Below are 23,357 nucleotides of genomic sequence, written 5' to 3'. Positions count from 1 at the left end.
TATTATGTTAATATTTAGTACTATGTTTTGCATAATACCTTCTTTTAGATATATATTTGCATAAGAAACTAATATGCCATGACAGAAACATTGTCCAAACACGAGAGAAATTTGTCTGCTGCCATCCATGCTTCTACCTTTAGCAGGTTCTTTATTCCTTTTGGTAATATCCTGCTTCCCCTGGTTTTATGGCTGGCTAACAAAAAGGATTCTGCATTCGTTGACTACAATGGAAAACAAGCCCTGAATTTTCAAATCAGCCTGCTCCTGTATTCCGTTGTTTTAGGAGCTATATCCATTCCCTTCTTTTTTGGCCTTATCCCGGATTTGTTTGATCATGGGATCATACAATGGGGAAATCATGATCCCTTTAATGGTATTAATCTCTTTGTAGACTGGGACGATTTTCCTTTCGGGAGAATCTGGCCCCTGGGTATGGCCGGACTAGTGCCTGTAGCCATATTCCTGATCAATGTAGTATATACAATTCTTGCGACCCTAAGGACTAACGAGGGACAGGAATTTAAATATCCCATCACGATTAATTTTATCAAATAATGAAAAGAGCACTGAACATAGTATTTGCCATTCTGATGCTTAATGGAATATCTCCAGTTCAGGCACAGCTCGCCGAGGACGCTGATTTATACCAAATCCTCAGGGAAAAAGACAGTGTGCTATTCCATGCTGCCTTTAATAATTGTGATCCCGAGACCATGGCTTTGCTCTTCACCGAAGATTTTGAATTCTATCATGACAAAGGGGGAACCACCCTGGGCAGGGAGACTTTTTTAGCTCCCATGTTTAAGAACTGTTCCCAAAAAACAGAAGACTGGATACAACCCTCAAAACGAATTCTTGTGGAAAACAGCCTAAGCGTTTACCCTTTGCGAAAAGACGGAGTCCTTTACGGCGCCATACAGCACGGGATACATCGATTTGAGTTTTTGAATAAAAACAAAGAATATCAAAAAGGAGACATCGCCCGCTTTACCCATCTCTGGGTACTGGAATCCGGTCATTGGAAAATAAAACGCGAACTGAGCTATGATCATCAGCCAGCTTCGAGCTATCAAATAGAAAATTAATTTACATTCATCAAAATATGAGTTTATTCATCAATCAAAATCCCATGAAACCACAAAAAACGAACAGTTAACCCTATGCTGAATGAAGATCCGACTCATCACCGGACAGCATGTAACAGAAGAAAAAAATTATGAACATAGAAAACACAAAAGCGCAAATGCGTAAGGGAGTGCTGGAATACTGCATCCTGTCGATTCTTCAGGAGGAAGACAAGTATACTTCTGAGATTCTCGACACCCTTAAAAACGCTAAAATGCTGGTCGTAGAAGGTACTATCTACCCATTACTTACCAGGCTGAAAAACGCCGGATTACTCAATTACCGATGGGAAGAATCTACCTCCGGACCACCCAGGAAGTACTACGGGCTAACAGAAACAGGAAAAATGTTCCTCAAAGAACTCGATACCACCTGGGACGAACTCAGAAATGCCGTGAATTTGGTCACCAACGCTAAAAAAGTAAAAAAATGAATAAGACAGTCAATATAAATCTTGCCAACGTCCTTTTCCACATCGATGAGGAAGCTTTTAATAAGCTGAAACGGTATCTGGAGGCCATAAAACGGTCATTTTCCGGTACAACAGGGAGTGATGAAATTATCTCAGATATCGAAGCACGTATAGCCGAACTCTTCCAGGAAAGGATGGAGAACGATCGACAAGTGATCACCATGAAGGAGGTAGATGCCGTTATACAGGTCATGGGACAACCCGAAGACTACAGGGTGGATGAAGACATCTTTGAAGATGCCCCCAAGACCGAAGAACGCAAGGCTCCGAAAACAAAGAAACTCTACCGGGATGTAGATAACAAATACATCGGAGGAGTCTGTTCAGGCCTCGAACACTATTTAGGAATAGACAGTCTTTGGATCCGCCTGATCTTTATCTTGCTGGCACTTTCTACCGGCTTTGGCTTTATCGCTTATATCCTCCTTTGGATCCTGGTACCCGAAGCGGTCACCACCTCCCAAAAACTGGATATGCGGGGTGAACCTGTGAATATTTCCAACATCGAAAAAAAAATTAAAGAAGGCTACGAAGATGTCGCGGAAAAGGTAAAAGGGGTCGATTATGAGAAAGTCGGAAACAAAGTAAAAAGCAGTGGCCGGACTTTTTTCGACGCCCTGGGTAATGTGATACTGTTCCTGTTTAAAGTTATTGCCAAATTTATTGGTGTCATTTTAATCATCATAGGAGCATCAACCCTGATAGGGCTGTTTATCGGATTATTCACTGTAGGGACATTGGATATTATACATATCCCGGGGCTCGACTTTTACGATATGTTCAACGCCTCCGGCACACCCGTTTGGCTGGTTTCACTGCTGTCATTCTTTGCCGTTGGAATTCCCTTCTTTTTTGTTCTGTACCTGGGCCTCAAAATCCTGATCAACAATCTGAAATCCATAGGGAATATTGTAAAATTCTCCCTCCTGGGCCTCTGGTTGATTTCCATCATCGGCCTTGTGGTTTTAGGAATTCAGGAAGCAGCTGCTCACGCCTATTCTGGCAGTACAACAGTTAAGGAAGAACTGATATTGCCTGCTGGGCAGGATACCCTTGTGGTACGGCCTATGAGTAGTGAATTGTTCGACAATCAGGAAAATATCGGCTTTAATCATATGACCCTTACCTATAATGAAGAAGGGGAAAGGTTGTTGTTTTCCGATGACATCCGCTTCGACATTACGAAATCCGCAGACACTCTGGCTTACCTTAAAATACGCAGGAATGCCGATGGTAGCTCCCTTACGGATGCCAGGGAAAGGGCATCTAATATTCTTTATTCTTATACGCTGGAAGGAAATACACTGTCTTTAAACAATTACCTCACTACAGCTCTTGAAAATAAAGTCCGCGACCAGGAAGTACGGGTTACACTATCTGTTCCCGAAGGAACACTGGTCCGATTTGAACCCGGGATGCGCAGGTACATAGGTAGGTTAACCCGATACGACAAAGACATTTACCGCGGAGATTTGGTAGACTACCTCTGGCTGATGAAGTCGAACGGGGAATTAGAATGCCAGGACTGCCCGGAAAACATGAACGGGAGACTCGAATGGAGTGATGATGAAGGCAGGATTATCATCGATGAAGATGGAATAGATATTAATGTAAAAGATGGAGGTGAATCGTTTAAATTAAAAATAGATGAGCGCGGAGTTGAGATCAAAGCCGATGATGACAATTTTTAATTGACATTTCATCCTTATGATTCAACAACTCAGTCAATGAAACTATACGCTTAACAACTAGTAAGATACTTTTGATTTGATCTTAATTACTAACAACCCCCCGGTAATCAATCACCGGATAAAAAACAATAACATGACAACACTAGCTAGAATTGCAATCGCCGTACTTATGGCACTTTTCTTGTCCTCTTGTGCCTTTGACATGAATTTCGGACAGGGAAAAAAAGGTAATGGCATCGTCGCCAAGGAAACAAGAGAAGTTTATGAAGACTTCACTGAAGTTTCGGCCTCCGAAGGTCTTGATGTTTTTGTCACTCAGGCCGATAATTTCTCCATTGAAGTTGAGGCCGATGAAAATATCATGGAATTAATAGGCACCGACATTAAAAATGGAAAATTGAGAATCCACGCCATCGAAAATATTGGCAGGGCTACCAAAAGAATCCATGTCACCCTTCCTGAGGTAACCGGACTTTACGCCTCCAGCGGATCTGACCTGGTCACACAAAATGTGATCCGTGCCAACAAGATAGCCCTGGATGCCAGCAGCGGAGCCGATATAAAAGCGGCCGTGGTTGCTGAAGAAGTAGAAGCTGACACCAGTAGTGGGGCAGATATCAGGCTTGAAGGAGAGGCCCAGATGCTACGCGCTGATGCGAGTAGTGGCTCAGGAATCAGAGCCAAAAATTTTGAAGTAAGGGTTTGCTACGCCGATGCGAGCAGTGGTGCCGATATCGATCTTAATGTTTCTGAATCTCTTGTAGCCGAAGCTACCAGTGGTGCCGACATCTCCTACTCTGGAAATCCAACCGTTGAAAAGAACAAATCTTATTCCGGCAGCGTCCATAGAGATTAAGTATTGCATCCAGACCAACCATAAAAACCTCGAATTTTTTTTCGGGGTTTTTTAATTCACTCTTTGCTTTGTTTATCTTAGGTATAAATTAAACATATGCAAGTTCGGCTGTCCCAACATACGCTTCATCTCAAACACCCTTTTACTATTTCAAGGGAGTCGCACCAGACACAGGATACTTTAATAGTACACCTGAGTCAGGATGGAAAAACAGGATATGGGGAAACCACTTCAAACCCCTACTACGGTCACACTATCAAAAAGCTGAGCGAGGAGATAGAAAGTGTAAGTCCTGAAATTGAAAACTATCCTTTTTCTAAACCTGAAGAATTCCATAAATGGTTAAAGGAAAAAAAACTATCCAGCTTTGCCCTCTGTGCCCTGGATCTGGCCGCCCACGATCTTTACGGTAAGATGCAGAACTCGCCCCTCTACGAGCTCTGGGGTACTTCTATTGAGAAATATCCTTTGACTAATTATACCATTGGCATTGATTCCATTGAAAATATGGTTACCAAAATGAAGGAAAAGCCATGGCCCATATACAAAATAAAATTAGGTACTTCTGAGGATTTAGATATTGTAAGGGAATTGAGAAAGCACAGCGATGCCGTTTTCAGAATTGATGCCAACGGGGCATGGACGGCAGCCCAGACCATCGCAATAGCCCCCGAGCTCAAAAAGCTCGGAGTTGAATTTATCGAACAACCGCTCAGGGCCGATGACTGGTCGGGTATGGAAGAAGTTGCCCACCATTCGGTCCTGCCTGTGATTGCGGATGAGAGTTGTCTGGTTGAAGAGGACGTAGAACAATGTGCCCTACATTTTAACGGGATCAATATCAAACTCACCAAATGTGGCGGACTAACGCCTGCTCTTCGTATGATTGCAAAAGGCAGGGCTCTGGGGTTGAAAATTATGGTGGGCTGTATGACGGAGTCGACCGTTGGGATTTCAGCCATTGGGCAATTATTACCCCAATTGGATTATGTGGATATGGATGGTCCGATGCTACTGAGCAATGACATTGCCACGGGTATACAGATCAATGAAGATGCAACAATCACCTTTCCAAGGCTCGGAGGCAGTGGTATAAGCCTGGTTTCATGAAAGTAAGGGTACAGACATATCCGGGAACCACCCTTGAATATAAGGGAGATAAATATCATTATTTCGGAGGCACCTCCTATCTGGGAATTCAACTCGAACCCGAATTCACAGCCATCGCCCTGGAAATGATAAAGCGATACGGCACTAATTACGGTGCCTCCAGAAGGTCGAATATTCAGTTAGAAATTTACGAACAGGCTGAGACCTATCTCGCCGGGTGGATTGGAAGTGAAGCCAGCCTGACGATGTCATCGGGATATCTTGCAGGGCAACTCATCGCACAACATTTTAAGTTGGGTGAGCATAGATTATTCTATGCCCCAAATAGTCACTCTGCCTTGTATACAAGCAATACCAAGCCCTACACCACCTATACCAGCCTCAACATTGCTTTGCGGGAGCACCTCGACAAAAAAGAGAGGGCCGTACCTGTTGTTTTCCTCGATTCCATAGATTTTTCCGGCTGCAATTATCCCGATTTTGAAATTTTAAAATCCCTTCCACTGGATTCTTGTATTCTCGTCGTGGACGATTCTCATGGAATAGGGGTTGTAGGAGAAAATGGGGCCGGAGTATTCCGCACACTAAAGTCCCTACCCTGCAGAGAACTCCTGGTATGTGCTTCCCTCGGAAAGGCAACCGGAATTCAGGCCGGGGTCATTGCAGGTGAACGATTGAGAATTGAGAAATTGAAAGCTTCAGATTTCTTTAATGGGGCAAGTCCTGCTGCGCCATTTTACCTTAGGCAATTCATAGAGGCTGAAGAAATTTACAAGCTAAAAAGAAAAAAACTACAGAAGAATATCTCCTTATTTCTCAATCTGACAAAAGACCTCAACATTCTGAATTCCATGCCGCAATATCCGGTTTTTGGGTATTCTGATCATCATGTGACTGAAGGCCTCCGGGAACGATATATTCTGGTTACCGACTTCAGGTATCCCACTGAAGATTCCTATGCCACGAATCGAATTGTTCTCACTGCCGCTCATACAGAAGAAGATATAAACGCGCTGGCAAAAGCATTAAATTCTTTAATAAAAATGCCTTGATGAGGCCAGGACTACATCAGGAGGCAAATTATGCCTGAATGTTAAAGCTTTTCGCAAAAAAATTGTATCTTAATTGAAGTTTTACAGGACACTAAACTATTTGACTATGAGAAAATATATAAAGATCGCCGGGCTTGCAATTATATTGGTAGTGGCTACCGCGATGCTATCTTCTAAACCAAATACCATGCATTCGATGCAGGGGGTTTGGGAGTTGCAGAGTTTTTCTAATTGGAACGGTGAGGCCATCGACACGGTTGATAAAGCCCCCGGATATCGGCAGGTAAAAATCTATTACAATGGTAAGATCATGTGGTCCCGATGGGTACCCGGAGACAAGCAGGGAAGATTTGGGTATGGTTCGTACAAAATCACGGATACGGAGCTACAGGAAACAATAGAATATGGGGATTATGAAATGATGCAAGCCCTGGATACCATGCGGGTTTTTACTTTTGAGCTCGATTTAAAAGACGATACCTACAGTCAGATCACCTTAGATGGAGAAGGGAATCCTACTTTTTCCGAGAATTACGTGCGTATAGACTAACTGAAGTATTTTGACATAGTATAATAAAACCCCGGGTTTCCGGGGTTTTTCTATTCCTAAATCTTAATGAATCATGAATTTATTTCTGCAGGAGTCTCTACACTGGCGAGATACCGCTCGGCGTCCAATGCGGCCATACATCCAGTCCCGGCTGCTGTTACGGCTTGTCTGTATTCCTTATCCTGTACATCTCCACTGGCAAATACGCCGGGTTTGGAGGTTTTGGTAGATTTCCCTTTGGTGATTAAGTAACCGGTATTATCCATTTCCAATTGACCCTTAAAAATATCTGTGTTGGGTTTGTGACCAATAGCTACAAAGAATCCGGTGATGGGAATTTCTTCCTTTTCGCCGGTTTGGTTATTGACCATTCTGAGTCCTTCAACGACCTGATCCCCCAGAATTTCATCCACCTCCGTAAAATAGCGTATATCGATATTAGGGAGGCTGTTCACCCTGTGCTGCATGGCTTTGGAAGCCCGCATTTCTCCTTTTCGAATCAACATGGTCACTTTTTTACAGATATTAGCCAGGTAAGAGGCTTCTTCTGCCGCGGTATCTCCTCCTCCAACAATAGCAACTTCCTGTCCTTTGTAAAAGAATCCATCACAAACCGCACAGGCAGAAACTCCCCCTCCACGCAATCGTTGTTCACTGGGTATGTTCAGGTATTTTGCCGTTGCTCCCGTGGAAATGATTACGGTTTCCGCTTCAACTACTTTAGAATCGTCAATGGTAACCTTATGTATTCCCCCCACCTGGTTGCTGAATTCTACAGCTGTAGCCATACCAATGCGCACTTCTGTACCAAAGCGTTCGGCCTGTTGCTGCAGTTGTACCATCATAGTAGGTCCGTCTATTCCTTCCGGATACCCGGGAAAGTTGTCTACCTCGGTTGTGGTTGTCAGCTGTCCTCCGGGTTCCATTCCGGTATACATCACAGGTTTCAGATCTGCGCGAGCCGCATAAATTGCCGCAGTATACCCAGCGGGACCGGAACCTAAAATCAGGGTTTTTATTCTTTCTATAGATTCTGCCATAATTTATTTTCTGGTATAAAATTAATGTGTAAAAATACCGCATTCACGGAATAAGAATACGGCAAAGTTATCAAAAGTTATTATAGTTACATAGCAGGTATAAGCCGTCAAATTGACCCTGTGGTCATACCGTAAAGTTACTAAAGTTTGACTCCAAAGGCAAGATCTCCTGCGTCGCCCAATCCCGGAACAATGTAGCCTTCCCGGGTGAGTTCCTTATCAATAGCCGCAATCCACAGGTGGGTGTTTTCGGGAAAAACATTCTTAATATAGGATACCCCTGGCAAGGACCCAATCACAGAGATAATGTGAATTTGTCTGGGAGTACCATGCCCCAGCAGCGCCTTGTTTACATTTTCCAGTGTTTTCCCCGTAGCCAGCATAGGATCGGTAAGGATAAGGACTTTTTCGTTTAAATCCGGAGCGGCAAAATATTTTACAATAACCTCAAATTCCTCCCTATCACCCTTGTGATGCCGGTAGGCCGAGATAAAAGCATTTTCAGCATGATCATAATAATTTAACAATCCCTGGTGCAATGGCAATCCGGCCCTTAAGACTGAACATAAAACCAACTGATCTTTTGTTTTTCTTACCGAAGCCTTTCCCAGAGGAGTTTCCACTTCGGTCTGTTGGTAGGCCAGGGATTTACTCAATTCATAACCCAGAATCTCACCAATGCGTTCAATGTTCCTCCTGAATCGCATACTATCCCGCTGCACCTCCTTATCCCGTATTTCGGCAATGAATTGATTAAGCAGTGAGTTTTCCTTCTCAAGATGGTGGATAATCATAAATTATTCGTTTTCCACTAAGGTAGCATATCCCATTCATTTCAGGGCAAAGAGAAAGCAGAAGGTACAATACCTCCTGCTTTCAACATCCACATATTAAAATAGATGAAACTAAACCTTTTTACCCTTCATCATTTTGTTCCAGTACAGATAAGGGAGCATATACTTTTTCAGCATCCACAGACGCCAGTGCTCTTTTGAACTATCGAAAATCAGCATCTGCTTTAATTTGGGATCAGGGGTAAAATTGTTCTGATAATCAAATTCGGCCAATACCATCTTACCATATCCCGTGACAAGTGGACAGGAAGAATAGCCGTTATACGACTTATTACTGGCTTCCTGGTTCTTGAGCATCTTTATTATATTATCAACAACGATTGGTGCCTGTTTTCGAATCGCAGCTCCTGTTTTGGCCGTAGGTAGTGCAGCCACATCGCCCAATCCGAATACATTGGGGAATTTGACATGTTGCATGGATCCATGATCCACATCCAGCCAGCCAGCCTCATTGGCCAGTACAGATTCCTGTACAAATTTAGGAGCCGTTTCAGGCGGAGCCAAATGCAGCATATCAAAAGGCATACTGATAACATCTTCTTTGTTAATCTCCTCCTTTATCTTATTTCCTGCTTTAATCTCAACCCGTTTGTCATCAGGAGCCGTGTACTTAAAATAAATGATCTGTTTATCTGCGTCGATCTTAAAGGGGGCGTAATACGGTCTGAAATGCATCCCATATCTGTCGATCACCTTCAGCAGGGTTTCTTTCACCTTTTGAACCCCAAAAATTACCGTGCCGGGAGTCGCAAAAATCACGTTCGTATCCTTGAGGATTCCTTTTTTCCTGAAATAATCGGCCGATAGGTAGGCTATTTTTTGAGGGGCTCCCCCGCACTTTATGGGTGTTGTGGGTTGTGTAAATACTGCATTGCCACCTTTAAAGTTCTGAAGCACCTTCCATGTATGTTCCGGATCTGTATAATTGCTACAGACAACACCCTTATCAATGGCCTCGGTTAATCCCTCAATCAGTGACGTATCATTGACGAGACCGGTTGCCACAACAAGAAAATCATAGGTAATGTCTCCTGATTTTGCTGTTGCAACAGTATTTTTCTCTGGTTGCAGGCTAGTTGCATAATCCTTGATCCAATCTGCTCCCTTAGGCATTACGGATGCCATAGGTCTTGCAGTTTTCTTATAATCATAAGTTCCCGCGCCCACTAATGTCCAGGCTGGCTGGTAGTAGTGTGTATCGGCAGGCTCTATAATTCCTATTTCCAGCTGTTTGTCCTTTTTCAATAGTTGGGCCGCTGTCATGATCCCTCCGGTGCCTCCACCAATAACAAGAATTTGATAGTGCTTTTTCATTTTTAGTTTCATTACTTTAATCTATACAAGTTACTGCTATTAGAGATAGTACTTTGTAACACAGGTAACATATCTATTAGGATGACATGAGTAACTTAAACCATTATTAAAAACAAAGTATAAATCACCTTCATTCCGCAGATTGATAATTTATACCGGGAATAAAATTTTATTTCCTGGAAGTCATGCTGCCAAAAGCAGGTATATTTCTAACTTTAGTGCAGACCTAATTGAGTCATTCTTACACGTATGAAAAGACGAAATTTTATTAAAAATACCGCCCTGAGTTCTTTGGTAGCTGCTGTGGGTACCGATATTGTCTTTGGATCGCTACTTCCCGAAGGTTATGAACTTTTGGCCCTGCAGGATCCAGATCCCTTTGCTCTTTTCAGCAAAGACAAGGAAATGGTCGTCTTAAATGACAAGCCCTGGAATATTGAAGCCAGAGCCCATCTGCTGGACGATAAAATCACGCCGAATAAGTTTATGTTTATTAGAAACAATGGACTAATCCCCGAGGATATTGATGCCGGTAACTGGACCCTGACCATCGATGGAGAGGCTGCTGAAGAGACCAAAACGTATACCCTTTCCGAGTTAAAATCAAACTTTAAAACTTACACCTACCAGTTAACCCTGGAATGTGGAGGAAACGGGCGTAGTGAATTTGACCCTCCAGCCAAGGGAAATCAATGGACGGTTGGGGCCGTTTCCTGTGCCGAATGGACGGGGGTACGTCTCAAAGATGTACTGGAGGACACCGGGTATACCAATAAGGCTGTTTACATCGGTTACCATGCTGCAGACGTTCATCTGAGTCGGGATCCGGAAAAAGAACCCATTTCCAGAGGTGCGCCAATGGCGAAAGCCTTGCAGGATGAAACGCTGCTGGCATTCCAGATGAATGGAAAGGATATCCCGTTGGCACATGGCTACCCACTGCGTTTGGTTGCGGGGGGATGGCCGGCCTCCGTTTCCGGTAAATGGATACAGCGAATCAGTATTCGGGACAGGGTACACGATGGAACCAAAATGACTGGCGATGCTTACAGGGTGCCCTGTAATCCTGTCGCCCCCGGCGAAAAAGTAAAGGAGGAGGATATGTGCATTATCGAATCCATGCCCGTAAAATCCCTTATAACCTATCCTAAGTCGGGAGCAATGATCAAATCGGGGCAGAAATTAAATATCAGGGGGCATGCCTGGGCTGGAGAATTAGAAGTATCGAAGATGGAGTATTCAATCGATTTTGGTTCTACCTGGCTAAGCTGTCAGGTTGAGCGGCCAAAAAACAGACTTGCCTGGCAGCATTTCAATGCTTCAGTTTCCTTTCCTAAGAAGGGATATTATGAAGTATGGGCCCGCGCCACTGATGCCAGAGGGAATAGTCAGCCCATGTTGTTACCCGGATGGAATCCGAAGGGTTACCTCAACAATGCCTGCCATAGAATAGCGATCAAGGTTACGTAAATGGAAGATCACGATAAATTTAAATCAGGTATCAGGAGTATTTATCGCCTGTTAAGCACTTTGATGGTTCTTTTTGTCATCACTGCCTTGGGGATAATTTACCTGATTAATGATCCTACTCTCTCTTTTTTCAAAGGGGTGGAAACCACGGAAGAATATGTACAGATTGAAACAGAAGATGATTTTGACAAAATAGAAAACGGTATTCATGTCCGCACCGGATTTAAAGATGCAGAAGGCCTGATGACCGTAGTCAACAACTGTACGAATTGCCATTCTGCCCAACTGGTCATCCAAAATCGTATGAATGAAGAAAGATGGATAGCGACTATCCGCTGGATGCAGGAAACACAAAATCTCTGGGACCTGGGAAAAAATGAAGAAATCATTGTGAATTACCTGGTTTCGAACTATCCGCCAAAGAAAAAGGGGAGACGGGAAATTCTTAGCAATATTGATTGGTATGAACTTAAAGAGTAGTCTTTTCCTGTTGGTTATTGGGGCCTCTGTCCTTTCTTGCAAAGAGAATGCAACGAAGACGACAGACAGGGAGGTCGTTTTAAATAAACATCTGATACCCTACAACAGTCCGTTACTCGATTATGATGACCCTTCCATTGCCATTATCGACTTCAGGAAAAAGGATTCTTATAAAGCAGGACATTTGCCTGGAGCAGTCAACCTGTACCGGGATGATATTCAGGATACTACTTTGCCCTATAAAGGTATACGCATAAGCAAGGAAAAGTTGGCTGAACGCCTGGGAAAATCAGGAATCACAGAGAAACATACCCTGGTTGTATACGATGATAAAGGATCTTCTGACGCTTCCCGATTATGGTGGTTATTACGACTTTATAATTTTGACAATGTCCATATTTTAGATGGTGGAATTGGGCATTGGGAACGGATGGGAGGTAAACTAAGCCTGGAAGAGAATGCAGAGAAGCATAGTACTTTTCATTTTATTGATAAACCTGATCATTTAATCCTGATCGAGAAGGATGAATTATTAAAGTTGATCAAATCAGACGCCTCCAATGCAATCATTTTAGACACGAGAAGTGTAGACGAATACAAGGGGAATCAGCAAAAAGATGGGGCCAAAAAAGCAGGCAGAATTCCGGGCAGTGTGAATATCGACTGGGCGGAAGCTGTTGACTACGGCAATACTTTTACTTTTAAACCAGTTGGAGAATTAGAAAAGATTTACAGTAGACTAGGCGCCACAAAAGAAGATACCATCATCGTCTATTGCCATAGCGGTGTACGTTCTTCTCACACTACTTTTGTCCTGACGCAACTATTGAATTATAAGAATGTTATGAATTACGACGGCTCCTGGGTGGAGTGGAGTTATGACGATCTCCTCCCCTATGAAACAGATTCGATTTACGTTGAAAAAAATTAAACTATGGAAAATTATTTAAACGCCTTTTTAAATGCCTTTAATGGCAGTGTTCAATGGACATGGAAGTCCATTATTTTTGAAGTACCCTGGTATACCAACTATTTCTGGGGCCTTATCGCGATCTCACTCTTTGTCTGGATACTCGAAATCCTCTTTCCATGGCGGAAGGATCAGTCCATTTTCAGGAGAGACTTCTGGCTGGATGCCTTTTATATGTTCTTTAACTTCTTTATGTTTTCCATTGCTATCAGTGGTTTCTACAAAATGCTCGAAGTATTGTTCAAAGACGTTGGAATTACAGCAAAAAGCCTGGCGATAATTGATATTTCAGCCTTCCCTATGTGGTTGCAGCTTTTAGTGTTTTTTATTGTGCTCGATTTTGTACAATGGGTTACTCATATTATGTTGCACAGGTATCGAATCCTGTGGAATTTCCATAAAGTCCACCACTCCGTAAAGGAAATGGGCTTTGCGGCTCACCTTCGATATCACTGGATGGAAAATGTCCTGTATAAACCTCTGAAAGTTTTCGGGGTGATGATCCTGGGAGGTTTTGAACCCAGTCAGGCATATATCGTACACTTCGCAGCCATTGCCATAGGTCATTTTAATCACTCCAATATCAAGATCACCTGGGGACCGCTGAGATATATTTTCAACAATCCGGTGATGCACCTGTACCACCACGCCTATACCCTGCCTAAAGGATCTTACGGAGTAAATTTTGGTATCAGCCTGAGCCTGTGGGACTATATTTTTAAAACGAACTATATTCCCGAAGACAGCGGAACTGTAGAATTAGGCTTTCCCGGAGACAAGGATTTTCCGCAGGACTTCCTGCATCAGAATATCTATGGTTTTGGCAAGGATAAGAAAAAGGGATAAAGCTTTAATCAGGAGTTCCCCAGGATAAAATCAGCAGCCATCCTGGCATGAAGGTCAGTAGTGGCGAGCAATGGGATATCTGAACTTTCAGGGGAGATCAAGATTGGCAATTCGGTACAACCAAGAACTACGGCCTCTGCCCCTCTCGCTTTTAACTGGCTGATCTGATCCAGGAAAAATGTCCGCGCCTCATCTGTAAACCGGCCCTGGGTTAATTCTCTGGAAACATAGAAATGAGACTTTTCAAGAGCTTCCCCTTGGGGAATAATCGTCTCTATTCCGTAGTTGTCTTTTAATAATTCAGGGATAAACCCTTTGGTCATAGTGGGTTTGTTCCCCAGCAAACCGACTTTGCCCACGCCCAATCTTATAGCTTCTTTCCCTGTGGCATCGGCAATGTGGAGGATAGGAATGTCTATTCTGGGTTGAACAAATTTGTAGGCCATATGTGGAGTATTTGCACATATTACCAAGGCTTCCGCTCCAGATTCCTGTAACTTGAGGGACGCCTCAAGATATTTATTATTGATCTTTTCTGCATCCTGGGCCCGCATGATTTCGATATTGATACTGTAAATCAGCAATTCTGGGTTCCCCTGGGTACCGATAGTTTCACCAACCATTTCGTTAATGAGTTTATAGTACACAATGGTTGAATGCCATGAAGTACCCCCAATAAGCCCTATAGTCTTCATAATTTCAATTATTAAGGTGATTTAATTCCCCGGCGACTTCTGATCCCCAGAATATGATCTGTTATTCTTTTACGAACTGGATCTTCCACATCCCCCTTACTTCACCCTCAACATAACCTATGGCTTTGTCTTCCGGATAGTAGGTTTTTAATGCCAACTGTACGGGCTGCTGTATTTCTTTATCAGGTGTACCGTGACATTGAAGGCACATGGTATTAGTGGTAATCGGACTGTAGTAGTATACTTCGTCGTTTGCCATTTCCTTCAGGATGGGTCTTATCTCTACCTGATTCTCCAGCTGCCTTTTAAAGGCTATGATATAACCTTGTTCCTCATCTGAAGCTTTATTATCCTGATTTCTGGGTTTATCAGAAACACGATTGATCCTCACATTATTCATGATCGCAACACTATCTGTAATCCCTGAGGCATTGGCCTTGCAAAATGAAATCGCCCCTTCGAGTCCTTTCTCCTGAATGGCATTTATGAGCTTTTTTCCCAGTGCCCCCTGTGCCGCTGCACTTATGCTGGCTCCATTTTCAAGGTAGAACTCTGCTCTCGGAAAAAAGAATTCTTCCTCCTCACTTACGCTTGCATTTTTCCCTTTTCCTTTACCTTTCCCCATACCTTTACCCTGTCGATGCCGGTTTTGTCTGTGGGCCTCATACCATTCGGGTTGTGGGATGTCTGTTTCATAGAGATAGGAAGCGATATCTTTAACCTCCTTTTCGGTATAGGGTTGAAAAGGCATTATCCCAAATTTTCTCACTGCCCCGTGCATCTTCACCTTTTCAGGCTGAGGGTCGTTCAGCCAGCTGAGGAGGGCTTCGGTAAATTCTTCCTTGCTTGTCTGCTCCTCAATATAATGCCACTTAACCGCTACCATGGGTGGGGCAATCATGTTTTCTTCGGAAGCAACCGGACTATGGCAGATATAGCACTCGTTTTCTACAATCTCCTTCCCGGGAATCAGTGATGCATCCATTGTTAATTCTGCCGCATCACCTTCCATTTTCTGATAGCCCTTTTTGGCATCTTTGCAGGAAAAGAAAAGAAGTGTAACCAGACCTATTATCAGTAATCGCATAATTTATTTATCTCGGGCCTTAAATGGGGTCAGGGACCAAAAGATGATCCTGAAATCATTTCCATTTCAGAATACCTCCCTTGAGGTCATATACCTTTTCAAAACCCATTTTTACTAATTTCTTTGCCGCTTTCAAACTCCTGTTTCCCGACCTGCAATACAGGTAAACAGGTTTCGATTTATCGAGTTTTTCAAAGCCTTCCCTAAAAGCCCAGGAATTGAAATAATCAATGTTCAAAGCTCTTGCAATATGGCCACCTTTAAACTCCCTGGGGGTTCTTACGTCAACTAATTGAACATCATTGTTGTTAACGGCTTTTTTATACACATCAACTTCAAGAACCTCTATTTTTGAGGAGAAGTCATTTTTTGAATTTAAAATTTTACTGAAGACTGACATGGTCTTTGTTTTTGAATTTTGGAAAAATGGGGGCAGCCTTAGCTAGAAGACTACCCCCTCAACAATCCAACCAAAAAAACTAATTCTATAATAAGGTGGTGGGGCATATATATTCTGATCTTTCGATCTCTGTTTCTAGTATACCGTCAAATCCATCGGAAACGTCCCTGAAGTTTTCCCAGCCCCTTTGTTGCAGGATGGATGCGGCAATCATACTGCGATATCCACTTCCACAATGAAGGATAAACGGTTTGTCTTTCGGAAACTGAGCCAGATGGCTGTTAATCTCATTCAGGGGAACATTTATAGCGCCTATCACATGCTCCGAATCGAATTCACTCTTTTTCCTTACATCGATAATAAGAGGTTCTGAGGATTTGTACTCCTTCTCCAATTCTTTAGATGTCATACGGGCTATAGTTTCATACTCTTTTCCCTTCTTTTTCCAGGTTTCAAAACCTCCTTTTAAGAATCCGATAGTATGATCGTATCCCACTCTCGATAGACGGGTAATTGCCTCTTCTTCTTTCTCGGGATATGTAATCAACAGGATTTGTTGTTTTACATCAGGGATCATCTCCCCTACCCACATGGCAAAACTTCCATCCAGCGCAATATTGATACTGTTAGGCACATGTCCTTTTGCAAAATCCTCAGCATCCCTGGTATCGAGCATCAGGGCATCAGTTTCATTGGCAGCGGCCTCAAATGCTTCAGGGGTCATAGGTGTTTCTCCCCTCTGTATTACTTTGTCAAGACTTTCGTACCCTTTAATATTCATCAGGACGTTTTGTGGAAAGTACCCTGGAGGGGTAGTCAATCCTGTCAATAGTTCTTTGATGAATTCTTCCTTGGTCATATCGGCCCTGAGGGCGTAATTTACTTTCTTCTGATGTCCGAGGGTATCTGTGGTTTCTTTGCTCATCATCTTTCCACAGGCAGATCCTGCTCCGTGGTTCGGATATACGATCAGGTCATCCGAGAGGGGCATGATTTTATTTCTGAGAGAATCGAACAGATGTCCTGCCAGTTTCTCTTCTGTAAGGTCAGAAATAACGTGCTGTGCCAGGTCTGGTCTTCCTACGTCACCGATAAACAAAGTGTCTCCGGTAATGATTCCGTGTTCCTTGCCTTTATCATCAATAAGGAGATAAGTAGTACTTTCCATGGTATGACCCGGGGTATGAATTACTTTTACCTGGTAATCTCCTACTTTAAAAATCTGTCCATCTTCAGCCACGGTGGCTTTATACCCTGGTTTGGCAGTTGGCCCGAAAACAATTTCCGCTCCTGTTTTCTTCTTAAGATCTAAATGTCCGCTTACAAAATCGGCATGAAAATGCGTTTCAAAAACGTATTTAATCTCCGCTTTATCTTTTTTTGCTCTTTCAATATACGGCCCTACTTCCCTCAGGGGATCAAAGATCGCTGCTTCCCCTTTACTTTCGAGGTAGTAAGCTGCGTGGGCTAAACATCCTGTATAAATTTGTTCTACTTTCATCCTGTTTTAATATTTATTAATCTTTTTCTTAACTCCCTTAAAATTAGGCATATCGTCTGGTAAGAATCGTGACTTAAGTTACAAAAGTGTCAAAACGGGAAACTCCGTCCTATGATATTTGTCAGTACTCAAAACTGATCAGGTCCAAAGTTCTTTTACCAGAATATAAATTCCCATAATCAGGACAAACCAGCCAAAGGATTTTTTAAGCTTACTCCCTTCAATGAATTTGTTCAGCCATACTCCCAATATGATTCCGACCAGGGAAAATGCAGTAAAACTCAATAAGAATATCCAATCGATTTCCATGGTTTCCACATCCCCTATAAAACCGATCAGCGACTTAATGGCAATAATCAGTAAGGAAGTCGCAACGGCCTTTTTCATAGGCAGTTTCGCCAGCATAACAAGGGCCGGAATGATCAGAAAGCCTCCTCCTGCTCCAACAATCCCTGTTATAACTCCTACAACCAATCCTTCGAGAACGATCATAGGGTAGTTATACTGAACAACGGCATCTTCATCGTCACAATTCTTACACTTTCCCCTGATCATAGAATAGGAAGCCAACAGCATAATAATGGCAAAAAATACCATGATCCCAATATCACGCGTTACTGTAAACGACCCTACCTGAAACAGGAATTCCGGAATAGCAGGGACGAGGAATCGCCTTGTGAGATAAACAGCTATAAAGGCAGGAATGGCAAAAACAATAGCCGTCTTAAAGTCGACCAGCTTCTTTCTTATATTCTGCAAGGCTCCTGTAAGGGAGGATACGCCTACCACAAAGAGGGAGTAAGCTGTGGCAACGACAGGATTAATGCCCAGTAAATAAACAAAAATAGGCACGGTGAGGATAGATCCTCCTCCTCCGATAAGACCCAATACAACTCCTATGATCAGGGCGCCAATATATCCCAGTATCGATGTTATTTCCAAAGTATATAATTATGCCCCCAAAAGTACGGGGCAATAGTTGCGCCGGTCGTAACTCAGGTTACAGACAGACAGTATCGATGAATCTTTTGTGCTGAAATAGAAATGCCATTGGTCTATTAAAGGAGAACATGACAATCATCATTTTATATAAAAAGAGGATTTTCTAGCTTGAAGCATATTTCAAAGTCTGTTCTTATGAAAAACCTACTCTACGCCACTGATTTTTCTGAAAATTCGGTCCCGGCCTTCCATTTTGCCATGATGCTAAGTGAACGACTCAAGGCTAAATTACATGTACTCCATGTTTATGATATGAAAGCGACCTTTATCAGCACTGTAAGCCTTACCTATGGAAAGCGGGAAGAAGTAATGTATAAAGAGCAGCTTGAAAAACTAGAGGATTTTTGTAAAAAAAACTATGGCCCGGAGCTCCCCGACTATTTGGATCTGATAGTTCATGAACACGGTATTAGTTCGGTGGGTATTCTCGATAAGGTAGAAGCATTGAATGCTGATTTGATACTTCTAGGTACTAAAGGAAGTAGCCTTTTAAAAGATTTGATCATGGGCAGTACGGCAAGCTCCCTGATTAAAAATTCCTATATCCCTGTTCTGGCGATACCCAATGAGCATCAGAGTAAACCAATAGAAAAAATTGTCTATGCCACAGCTTTTGAAGAAGCAGATATCCTGGCAGTAAGAAGGCTGGTAGAATTTGCCAAACCCTTTGATGCCGAAATAAAACTCGTTCATGTTTCAACTAAGAACGAATATGCGGGGGAAGATCAGATGGCATGGTTCAGGGAAATGTTAGAACACAAGGTAGCGTACAAGAAAATTAGTTGTGATCTGCGTTTTTCGGATGACGTATTCAATACCTTATATAATTATTTCAAAGAGGAAGATGCAAGTATAATTGCCATGCTTGAACGTGAAAGTCCTGGCCTCTTTAAAGGCATATGGCACCAGGACACTGTTAAAAGGATGAAGTTACAGCTCGACAGGCCTCTTCTGAGTTTTCATAAAAATAACCTGATGGAGAAATAGTGGCACAAGGGCCAGTCAAGAAGCATTTATCCCGGTTATTTCAGCACGTTTTTTTTGGTCATGTTCTGAGTAATATGCACCTCCGGAACATACCAATACCTGACTAATATCATTTATTATTTCAGCATTCAGATTTACATTTAAGGATATCCCTTTTTTATGGAAACTATCAAACAGCAAAATATTCAAACCCTGGATTTATCCAGTCCCATATGGGAGCGCGTATTCACTATTGCTCCCCTTGTAGTGATTGGTACGATCGAAGGGAATAAGTACGATCTGGCACCAAAACATATGGTTACTCCCCTGGGTTTTGGAAATTACTTTGGATTTGTTTGTACTCCCCGGCATAGTACGTATCAGAATATTATACAGACACGTAATTTTACCGTTAGTTTCCCAAAACCTGAACAGGTAGTACATACATCTCTAAGTGCTACTCCCAGATCTCAATGTATTAGTAAGTCGGATGATATTTTAGATTCTCTCTCTGTTGTCAAAGCAACTACAATGGAAGCTCCCATGATAGCCGGAGCCTACTTTTATCTGGAATGTGAACTCTTTAAGATTATAGATGGGTTTGATGATTTCAGTATGATTACCGGCGTGATAAAAGCAGCCCATGTTGATAAAGATTATTTAAGGATCTCGGAGTACGATGAAAGAGACCAACTTAGAAGGAATCCATTGCTCGCCTATATTGCCCAGGGCAGATTTGCCCACATATCTGAAACCTTCAATTTTCCGTTTCCAAAGGATTTTAAAAACTGATCTCTTGAAAGAAGCCGCTTCCATATTAGAGTATTTAAGGGCTGAGGCAAATGAAATGCAAGCTTTTTTAAAGGAATTAGTAAGCATAGAAACTCCATCCAGTAGTGCTGAGGCCCAATTAACTATTCTGCACCGCCTGGAAACCGAATTTCAGAAGCTCGATTATTACACTTTCTTAATGCCTGGAAATAAAACAGGAGGGTACCTCTATGCCCGTCCCGAAAAAAGGATAAAAAATAATGCTATTCAACTGCTACTTGGCCATTGTGACACTGTCTGGAAAACCACAACCCTAAAAGAGATGCCTGTTGTAAAAAGGGAAGATAAAATGCGAGGTCCCGGGGTATATGACATGAAAGCCGGTATCACTCAAATCATATATGCCTTAAAAGCAATCAGGGAAAATAACTTGGAGGCACCAATGACCCCGGTAGTTCTCATCAATTCTGATGAAGAAATAGGCAGTATCGAGTCAACCTCAACTATAAAAAAACTGGCAAAGATTGCAGACCGGGCCTATGTCATGGAGCCACCCCTGGGACTCAATGGAAAGTTGAAGACTGCCCGAAAAGGCCTTGGAAGATTTACGATTACCGTTCATGGGAAAGCAGCCCATGCCGGCCTGGATCCCGGCAAAGGGATCAATGCGATTGTAGAACTATCGCATCAGATCCAGGAACTCCATGCGATGAATGATTTTGAAAAGGGGATCACGGTCAATATAGGCACCATACAGGGAGGCGTTTCCCCAAATGTTGTAGCCCCGGAAAGTAAAGCCGTTATAGATGTGAGAGTGGAAAATATTAAAGACGGGGACTTTATCAGTGAAAAAATATACAATTTAAAGCCACATCTTCCCAACATAAAATTGGTCATTGAAGGAGGCATAGGACGACCTCCTATGGAAGCAAATGAACGTAATCAAAAACTATGGGAACTGGCACAAACAAAAGCCTTGCTTTTAGGTTTAGAACTTTCCCAGGGCATGGCCGGGGGCGGATCAGATGGCAACACCACCAGCACCTATACGGCTACCCTTGACGGTCTGGGTACCCCGGGAGATGGTGCGCACGCCAATCACGAGTTTATTTTTTATGACAAGCTTCCTGAAAGAACTGCTTTATTAACTCTTTTAATGCTTGCTACTCCAGACGATTAATGTAAAAAATGAATTGTTATGCCTTCAAATTTTATCTTCACCTCTCTTACAAGAATATCAGACCTGGATAAAAAAAAGTTTGATTTGAAATTTCTCGACAGATCGCTTTGGGCCACCGGAGACTACGTGGTAGGAAAAATTAAAGATCCCGGAGGCACATCCCTCCTTCTGGAACTTCCCAATGGAAGGATGAGAGGGATTATCGGGGGTGAGTACATCGTAGGTGTTTTAGGTAAACGCTTCGCAACCCTGGAAGCTACAGGTACCTGGCAAAAAGTAGGTGAAGACGGAGAAATGAGTGTTTTAACCGGAGGAGGAATCCTCGGTAAACTAACTTCAAAATCGGCATTTCTGCCAAATTTGATGAAAGTTTCCTATAAAGGACATGTGAGTAGGGAAGGAAAGAAGATCACAATGGATCAATTTCTTCCTGAAGTAGAGCCTATGGCCTTTAACACTCCGGTTGTCCTTTTCGTAGGCACCTCAATGTCTGCCGGAAAAACAACTTCAGCCAGAATCGTAACAAATGTGTTTAAGTCGGCCGGATATAAAGTTATTGGGGCTAAACTTAGCGGAGCCGGTCGATACAAGGACATACTCGCCCTTAAAGATGTTGGGGCAGATGCTATTTTTGACTTTGTCGATGTAGGCTTACCATCTACAATATGTCCATCTGAAGTTTATGAAGAAAAAATTGAGTTGCTTTTAAGTTGTATGGCACATCAGCATGCAGATGTCGCCATTGTGGAAGTAGGGGCTTCTCCCCTCGAACCTTATAACGGTGACCTGGCTATTAAGGCCCTGGGTAAGAATATTAAATGTATCATCCTGAGTGCAACAGATCCTTATGCCGTATACGGTTTGATGAAGGCTTTTAAACTGAGACCGGATATCGTTTCGGGCATCACTACAAATACCCTTGCCGGATCTCATATGGTTAGGGAGTTATGCGATGTTCAGGCCCTCAATCTCATCGATTCGAGCACTACTCCGGCACTGAAGAAAATACTCTCAGATAAAACAGGCCTGACGTTGTAATAAAAAATTAATTTCAACCTGTAACAACCTGATTTCCATTACTTATCTTTAATTTATGCCTGACAATGAGAGGTCACATTCAAATTACTATATCCTGGGGCAGCTCAAATCTCCAGGGCAGTACACCTTGTTGATCCCTTTTTTGGGTATGGCTTGTTTTGTAATTCTCTATCTCATTGCAGCTATAGTATATCCAGGTGGCTCGGCTATGAATCCTCAGCAGATAGGTTTTAGTTTTTGGAATAATTATCTCTGTGATCTGCTCGATGAATTTGCGATCAATGGCAGTCTAAATACCGCCCGCCTTTATGCAAGATTGGCATTAGGAGTACTTTGTACCAGTCTGATGCTCCTCTGGTTCTATTTACCCAAGCTTTTTGAGCGAAAGACCCTCAATCAATATATAATGTGGTTTTCAGGATTACTGGCATTCCTTGTCGTCTTTTTTATGGCCGGGAATTCACATGACCTGATCGTTAGGATTGCCGGGGCTTTTGGATTTATTGCCTTTATTAGCTGCTCCAGGGAACTTCTCAGAACCGGGTATTATCGTTTAGGCCTGCTCGGACTGTTTTGTCTTCTCATTTTTGCGGTCAATTACTACATTTACGAGACAGGTATAAATATCATTCTGTTGCCCCTGATACAAAAAATCACATTTGTCTCTTGTCTGATATGGTTTTTCGGGCTGAACTACTGCCTGATGAAAAGATTGAAAAATAACGTTCACCGAAAGAATCCTGATTCGATAAGGTAATCACACACAGGATTTCAAAGGACTGGGCTGGGTTAATTTTTAGTGCGATTTGGATGATGTTGCCTTCTCCTTTTTTCGTATCTTTAAAAGAGGGCTTATTCCCCCGTAATACGGGGCGTAGATATAT

The 23,357-nt window shown here is 42.6% G+C and carries 25 protein-coding genes; 17 read left to right on the top strand and 8 right to left on the bottom strand.

Annotated elements, in window-relative coordinates; all coding sequences use genetic code 11:
- Positions 1–78: 78 nt before the first annotated feature.
- The 8 genes from ACA086_RS11605 to ACA086_RS11570 all read left to right on the top strand — a co-directional run bounded on the left by ACA086_RS11605 (position 79) and on the right by ACA086_RS11570 (position 6,859).
- On the top strand, positions 79–558 hold the full coding sequence (locus ACA086_RS11605; RefSeq protein ID WP_371003483.1) for a DUF4870 domain-containing protein: 480 nt from the start codon (positions 79–81) through the stop codon (positions 556–558).
- A complete protein-coding gene (locus tag ACA086_RS11600) occupies positions 558–1,088 on the top strand; it encodes a nuclear transport factor 2 family protein (protein ID WP_371003481.1) in 531 nt (176 codons plus the stop codon). The genes ACA086_RS11605 and ACA086_RS11600 overlap by 1 nt, the downstream gene beginning before the upstream one ends.
- Positions 1,089–1,219: 131 nt before the next feature.
- Positions 1,220–1,561 carry a PadR family transcriptional regulator gene (locus ACA086_RS11595; RefSeq protein ID WP_369748595.1) on the top strand — a complete coding sequence of 114 codons (342 nt, stop codon included), beginning with the start codon at positions 1,220–1,222 and terminating at the stop codon, positions 1,559–1,561.
- Positions 1,558–3,291 (top strand): PspC domain-containing protein, encoded by a 1,734-nt coding sequence (locus ACA086_RS11590; protein WP_371003480.1) that lies wholly within the window; start codon positions 1,558–1,560, stop codon positions 3,289–3,291. The genes ACA086_RS11595 and ACA086_RS11590 overlap by 4 nt, the downstream gene beginning before the upstream one ends.
- A 133-nt stretch (positions 3,292–3,424) precedes the next feature.
- A complete protein-coding gene (locus ACA086_RS11585) occupies positions 3,425–4,147 on the top strand; it encodes a head GIN domain-containing protein (protein WP_371003478.1) in 723 nt (240 codons plus the stop codon).
- 96 nt (positions 4,148–4,243) lie between these two features.
- The gene (locus ACA086_RS11580; RefSeq protein WP_371003477.1) at positions 4,244–5,257 is read left to right on the top strand and encodes a dipeptide epimerase; all 1,014 of its coding nucleotides are present in this window, start codon (positions 4,244–4,246) and stop codon (positions 5,255–5,257) included.
- A complete protein-coding gene (locus ACA086_RS11575) occupies positions 5,254–6,309 on the top strand; it encodes an aminotransferase class I/II-fold pyridoxal phosphate-dependent enzyme (RefSeq protein ID WP_371003476.1) in 1,056 nt (351 codons plus the stop codon). Before ACA086_RS11580 ends, ACA086_RS11575 begins: the two co-directional genes overlap by 4 nt.
- Positions 6,310–6,415: 106 nt before the next feature.
- Positions 6,416–6,859 carry a hypothetical protein gene (locus tag ACA086_RS11570; protein WP_371003475.1) on the top strand — a complete coding sequence of 148 codons (444 nt, stop codon included), beginning with the start codon at positions 6,416–6,418 and terminating at the stop codon, positions 6,857–6,859.
- A 71-nt stretch (positions 6,860–6,930) separates the two neighbouring features.
- Here ACA086_RS11570 and trxB read toward each other — a convergent pair whose 3' ends face one another.
- The 3 genes from trxB to ACA086_RS11555 form a co-directional block, all read right to left on the bottom strand.
- Positions 6,931–7,899 (bottom strand): thioredoxin-disulfide reductase, encoded by a 969-nt coding sequence (gene trxB, locus ACA086_RS11565; protein WP_371003474.1) that lies wholly within the window; start codon positions 7,897–7,899, stop codon positions 6,931–6,933.
- A 140-nt stretch (positions 7,900–8,039) separates the two neighbouring features.
- Positions 8,040–8,693 (bottom strand): uracil phosphoribosyltransferase, encoded by a 654-nt coding sequence (upp, locus tag ACA086_RS11560; protein ID WP_371003473.1) that lies wholly within the window; start codon positions 8,691–8,693, stop codon positions 8,040–8,042.
- Positions 8,694–8,804: 111 nt separating this feature from the next.
- The gene (locus ACA086_RS11555; protein ID WP_371003472.1) at positions 8,805–10,067 is read right to left on the bottom strand and encodes an FAD/NAD(P)-binding oxidoreductase; all 1,263 of its coding nucleotides are present in this window, start codon (positions 10,065–10,067) and stop codon (positions 8,805–8,807) included.
- Between the two features lie 249 nt (positions 10,068–10,316).
- Between ACA086_RS11555 and ACA086_RS11550 the strand changes: the two genes are divergently transcribed.
- From ACA086_RS11550 to ACA086_RS11535, 4 genes are read left to right on the top strand one after another with little or no spacing between them, the layout of a single operon-like run.
- Positions 10,317–11,537: a sulfite oxidase gene (locus tag ACA086_RS11550; protein ID WP_371003471.1), complete on the top strand. Its 1,221-nt coding sequence runs from the start codon at positions 10,317–10,319 to the stop codon at positions 11,535–11,537.
- On the top strand, positions 11,538–12,017 hold the full coding sequence (locus tag ACA086_RS11545; protein ID WP_371003470.1) for a monoheme cytochrome C: 480 nt from the start codon (positions 11,538–11,540) through the stop codon (positions 12,015–12,017). It begins immediately after the preceding gene.
- A complete protein-coding gene (locus tag ACA086_RS11540) occupies positions 12,001–12,948 on the top strand; it encodes a sulfurtransferase (protein ID WP_371003469.1) in 948 nt (315 codons plus the stop codon). Before ACA086_RS11545 ends, ACA086_RS11540 begins: the two co-directional genes overlap by 17 nt.
- A gap of 3 nt (positions 12,949–12,951) precedes the next feature.
- Entirely contained in the window at positions 12,952–13,833 is an 882-nt protein-coding gene (locus ACA086_RS11535; protein ID WP_371003468.1) for a sterol desaturase family protein, read from the top strand.
- Between the two features lie 8 nt (positions 13,834–13,841).
- On the opposite strand, the gene ACA086_RS11530 is transcribed toward ACA086_RS11535, so the two are convergent.
- From ACA086_RS11530 to ACA086_RS11510, 5 genes are all read right to left on the bottom strand, one after another.
- Entirely contained in the window at positions 13,842–14,528 is a 687-nt protein-coding gene (locus ACA086_RS11530) for an aspartate/glutamate racemase family protein (RefSeq protein WP_371003467.1), read from the bottom strand.
- 61 nt (positions 14,529–14,589) lie between these two features.
- Positions 14,590–15,615 carry a DUF3365 domain-containing protein gene (locus ACA086_RS11525; protein ID WP_371003466.1) on the bottom strand — a complete coding sequence of 342 codons (1,026 nt, stop codon included), beginning with the start codon at positions 15,613–15,615 and terminating at the stop codon, positions 14,590–14,592.
- 55 nt (positions 15,616–15,670) lie between these two features.
- Entirely contained in the window at positions 15,671–16,015 is a 345-nt protein-coding gene (locus tag ACA086_RS11520; RefSeq protein WP_371003465.1) for a rhodanese-like domain-containing protein, read from the bottom strand.
- Positions 16,016–16,100: 85 nt separating this feature from the next.
- Positions 16,101–17,516: a rhodanese-like domain-containing protein gene (locus ACA086_RS11515; protein ID WP_371003464.1), complete on the bottom strand. Its 1,416-nt coding sequence runs from the start codon at positions 17,514–17,516 to the stop codon at positions 16,101–16,103.
- A 138-nt stretch (positions 17,517–17,654) separates the two neighbouring features.
- Positions 17,655–18,458 carry a sulfite exporter TauE/SafE family protein gene (locus tag ACA086_RS11510; RefSeq protein ID WP_371003463.1) on the bottom strand — a complete coding sequence of 268 codons (804 nt, stop codon included), beginning with the start codon at positions 18,456–18,458 and terminating at the stop codon, positions 17,655–17,657.
- A 195-nt stretch (positions 18,459–18,653) separates the two neighbouring features.
- On the opposite strand from ACA086_RS11510, the gene ACA086_RS11505 reads away from it, so the two are divergent.
- From ACA086_RS11505 to ACA086_RS11485, 5 genes are all read left to right on the top strand, one after another.
- Positions 18,654–19,505 (top strand): universal stress protein, encoded by an 852-nt coding sequence (locus ACA086_RS11505; RefSeq protein WP_371003462.1) that lies wholly within the window; start codon positions 18,654–18,656, stop codon positions 19,503–19,505.
- Positions 19,506–19,664: 159 nt separating this feature from the next.
- Positions 19,665–20,276, top strand: coding sequence for a flavin reductase (locus tag ACA086_RS11500; RefSeq protein ID WP_371003461.1), 612 nt, complete (start codon positions 19,665–19,667; stop codon positions 20,274–20,276).
- A gap of 4 nt (positions 20,277–20,280) precedes the next feature.
- Positions 20,281–21,435, top strand: a complete 1,155-nt coding sequence (locus ACA086_RS11495; RefSeq protein WP_371003460.1) for a M20 family metallopeptidase — start codon at positions 20,281–20,283, stop codon at positions 21,433–21,435.
- Between the two features lie 18 nt (positions 21,436–21,453).
- Positions 21,454–22,473 (top strand): hypothetical protein, encoded by a 1,020-nt coding sequence (locus ACA086_RS11490; RefSeq protein ID WP_371003459.1) that lies wholly within the window; start codon positions 21,454–21,456, stop codon positions 22,471–22,473.
- A 55-nt stretch (positions 22,474–22,528) separates the two neighbouring features.
- Complete coding sequence (locus ACA086_RS11485) at positions 22,529–23,230, top strand: hypothetical protein (RefSeq protein ID WP_371003458.1); 702 nt, start codon at positions 22,529–22,531, stop codon at positions 23,228–23,230.
- Positions 23,231–23,357: the final 127 nt, after the last annotated feature.

This window comes from Muriicola sp. E247 (genome assembly GCF_041358175.1).
GTDB lineage: Bacteria > Bacteroidota > Bacteroidia > Flavobacteriales > Flavobacteriaceae > Muriicola.
Note: the sequence above shows the minus strand (reverse complement) of the source record. Positions and strands in the feature narration are given on the sequence as shown.

Bases quoted from the DNA above. Each gene is read 5' to 3' on its own strand.
- ACA086_RS11605 (WP_371003483.1), top strand. From the start codon at position 79: ATGACAGAAACATTGTCCAAACACGAGAGAAATTTGTCTGCTGCCATC.
- ACA086_RS11600 (WP_371003481.1), top strand. From the start codon at position 558: ATGAAAAGAGCACTGAACATAGTATTTGCCATTCTGATGCTTAATGGA.
- ACA086_RS11595 (WP_369748595.1), top strand. From the start codon at position 1,220: ATGAACATAGAAAACACAAAAGCGCAAATGCGTAAGGGAGTGCTGGAA.
- ACA086_RS11590 (WP_371003480.1), top strand. From the start codon at position 1,558: ATGAATAAGACAGTCAATATAAATCTTGCCAACGTCCTTTTCCACATC.
- ACA086_RS11585 (WP_371003478.1), top strand. From the start codon at position 3,425: ATGACAACACTAGCTAGAATTGCAATCGCCGTACTTATGGCACTTTTC.
- ACA086_RS11580 (WP_371003477.1), top strand. From the start codon at position 4,244: ATGCAAGTTCGGCTGTCCCAACATACGCTTCATCTCAAACACCCTTTT.
- ACA086_RS11575 (WP_371003476.1), top strand. From the start codon at position 5,254: ATGAAAGTAAGGGTACAGACATATCCGGGAACCACCCTTGAATATAAG.
- ACA086_RS11570 (WP_371003475.1), top strand. From the start codon at position 6,416: ATGAGAAAATATATAAAGATCGCCGGGCTTGCAATTATATTGGTAGTG.
- trxB (WP_371003474.1), bottom strand. From the start codon at position 7,899: ATGGCAGAATCTATAGAAAGAATAAAAACCCTGATTTTAGGTTCCGGT.
- upp (WP_371003473.1), bottom strand. From the start codon at position 8,693: ATGATTATCCACCATCTTGAGAAGGAAAACTCACTGCTTAATCAATTC.
- ACA086_RS11555 (WP_371003472.1), bottom strand. From the start codon at position 10,067: ATGAAAAAGCACTATCAAATTCTTGTTATTGGTGGAGGCACCGGAGGG.
- ACA086_RS11550 (WP_371003471.1), top strand. From the start codon at position 10,317: ATGAAAAGACGAAATTTTATTAAAAATACCGCCCTGAGTTCTTTGGTA.
- ACA086_RS11545 (WP_371003470.1), top strand. From the start codon at position 11,538: ATGGAAGATCACGATAAATTTAAATCAGGTATCAGGAGTATTTATCGC.
- ACA086_RS11540 (WP_371003469.1), top strand. From the start codon at position 12,001: ATGAACTTAAAGAGTAGTCTTTTCCTGTTGGTTATTGGGGCCTCTGTC.
- ACA086_RS11535 (WP_371003468.1), top strand. From the start codon at position 12,952: ATGGAAAATTATTTAAACGCCTTTTTAAATGCCTTTAATGGCAGTGTT.
- ACA086_RS11530 (WP_371003467.1), bottom strand. From the start codon at position 14,528: ATGAAGACTATAGGGCTTATTGGGGGTACTTCATGGCATTCAACCATT.
- ACA086_RS11525 (WP_371003466.1), bottom strand. From the start codon at position 15,615: ATGCGATTACTGATAATAGGTCTGGTTACACTTCTTTTCTTTTCCTGC.
- ACA086_RS11520 (WP_371003465.1), bottom strand. From the start codon at position 16,015: ATGTCAGTCTTCAGTAAAATTTTAAATTCAAAAAATGACTTCTCCTCA.
- ACA086_RS11515 (WP_371003464.1), bottom strand. From the start codon at position 17,516: ATGAAAGTAGAACAAATTTATACAGGATGTTTAGCCCACGCAGCTTAC.
- ACA086_RS11505 (WP_371003462.1), top strand. From the start codon at position 18,654: ATGAAAAACCTACTCTACGCCACTGATTTTTCTGAAAATTCGGTCCCG.
- ACA086_RS11500 (WP_371003461.1), top strand. From the start codon at position 19,665: ATGGAAACTATCAAACAGCAAAATATTCAAACCCTGGATTTATCCAGT.
- ACA086_RS11490 (WP_371003459.1), top strand. From the start codon at position 21,454: ATGCCTTCAAATTTTATCTTCACCTCTCTTACAAGAATATCAGACCTG.
- ACA086_RS11485 (WP_371003458.1), top strand. From the start codon at position 22,529: ATGCCTGACAATGAGAGGTCACATTCAAATTACTATATCCTGGGGCAG.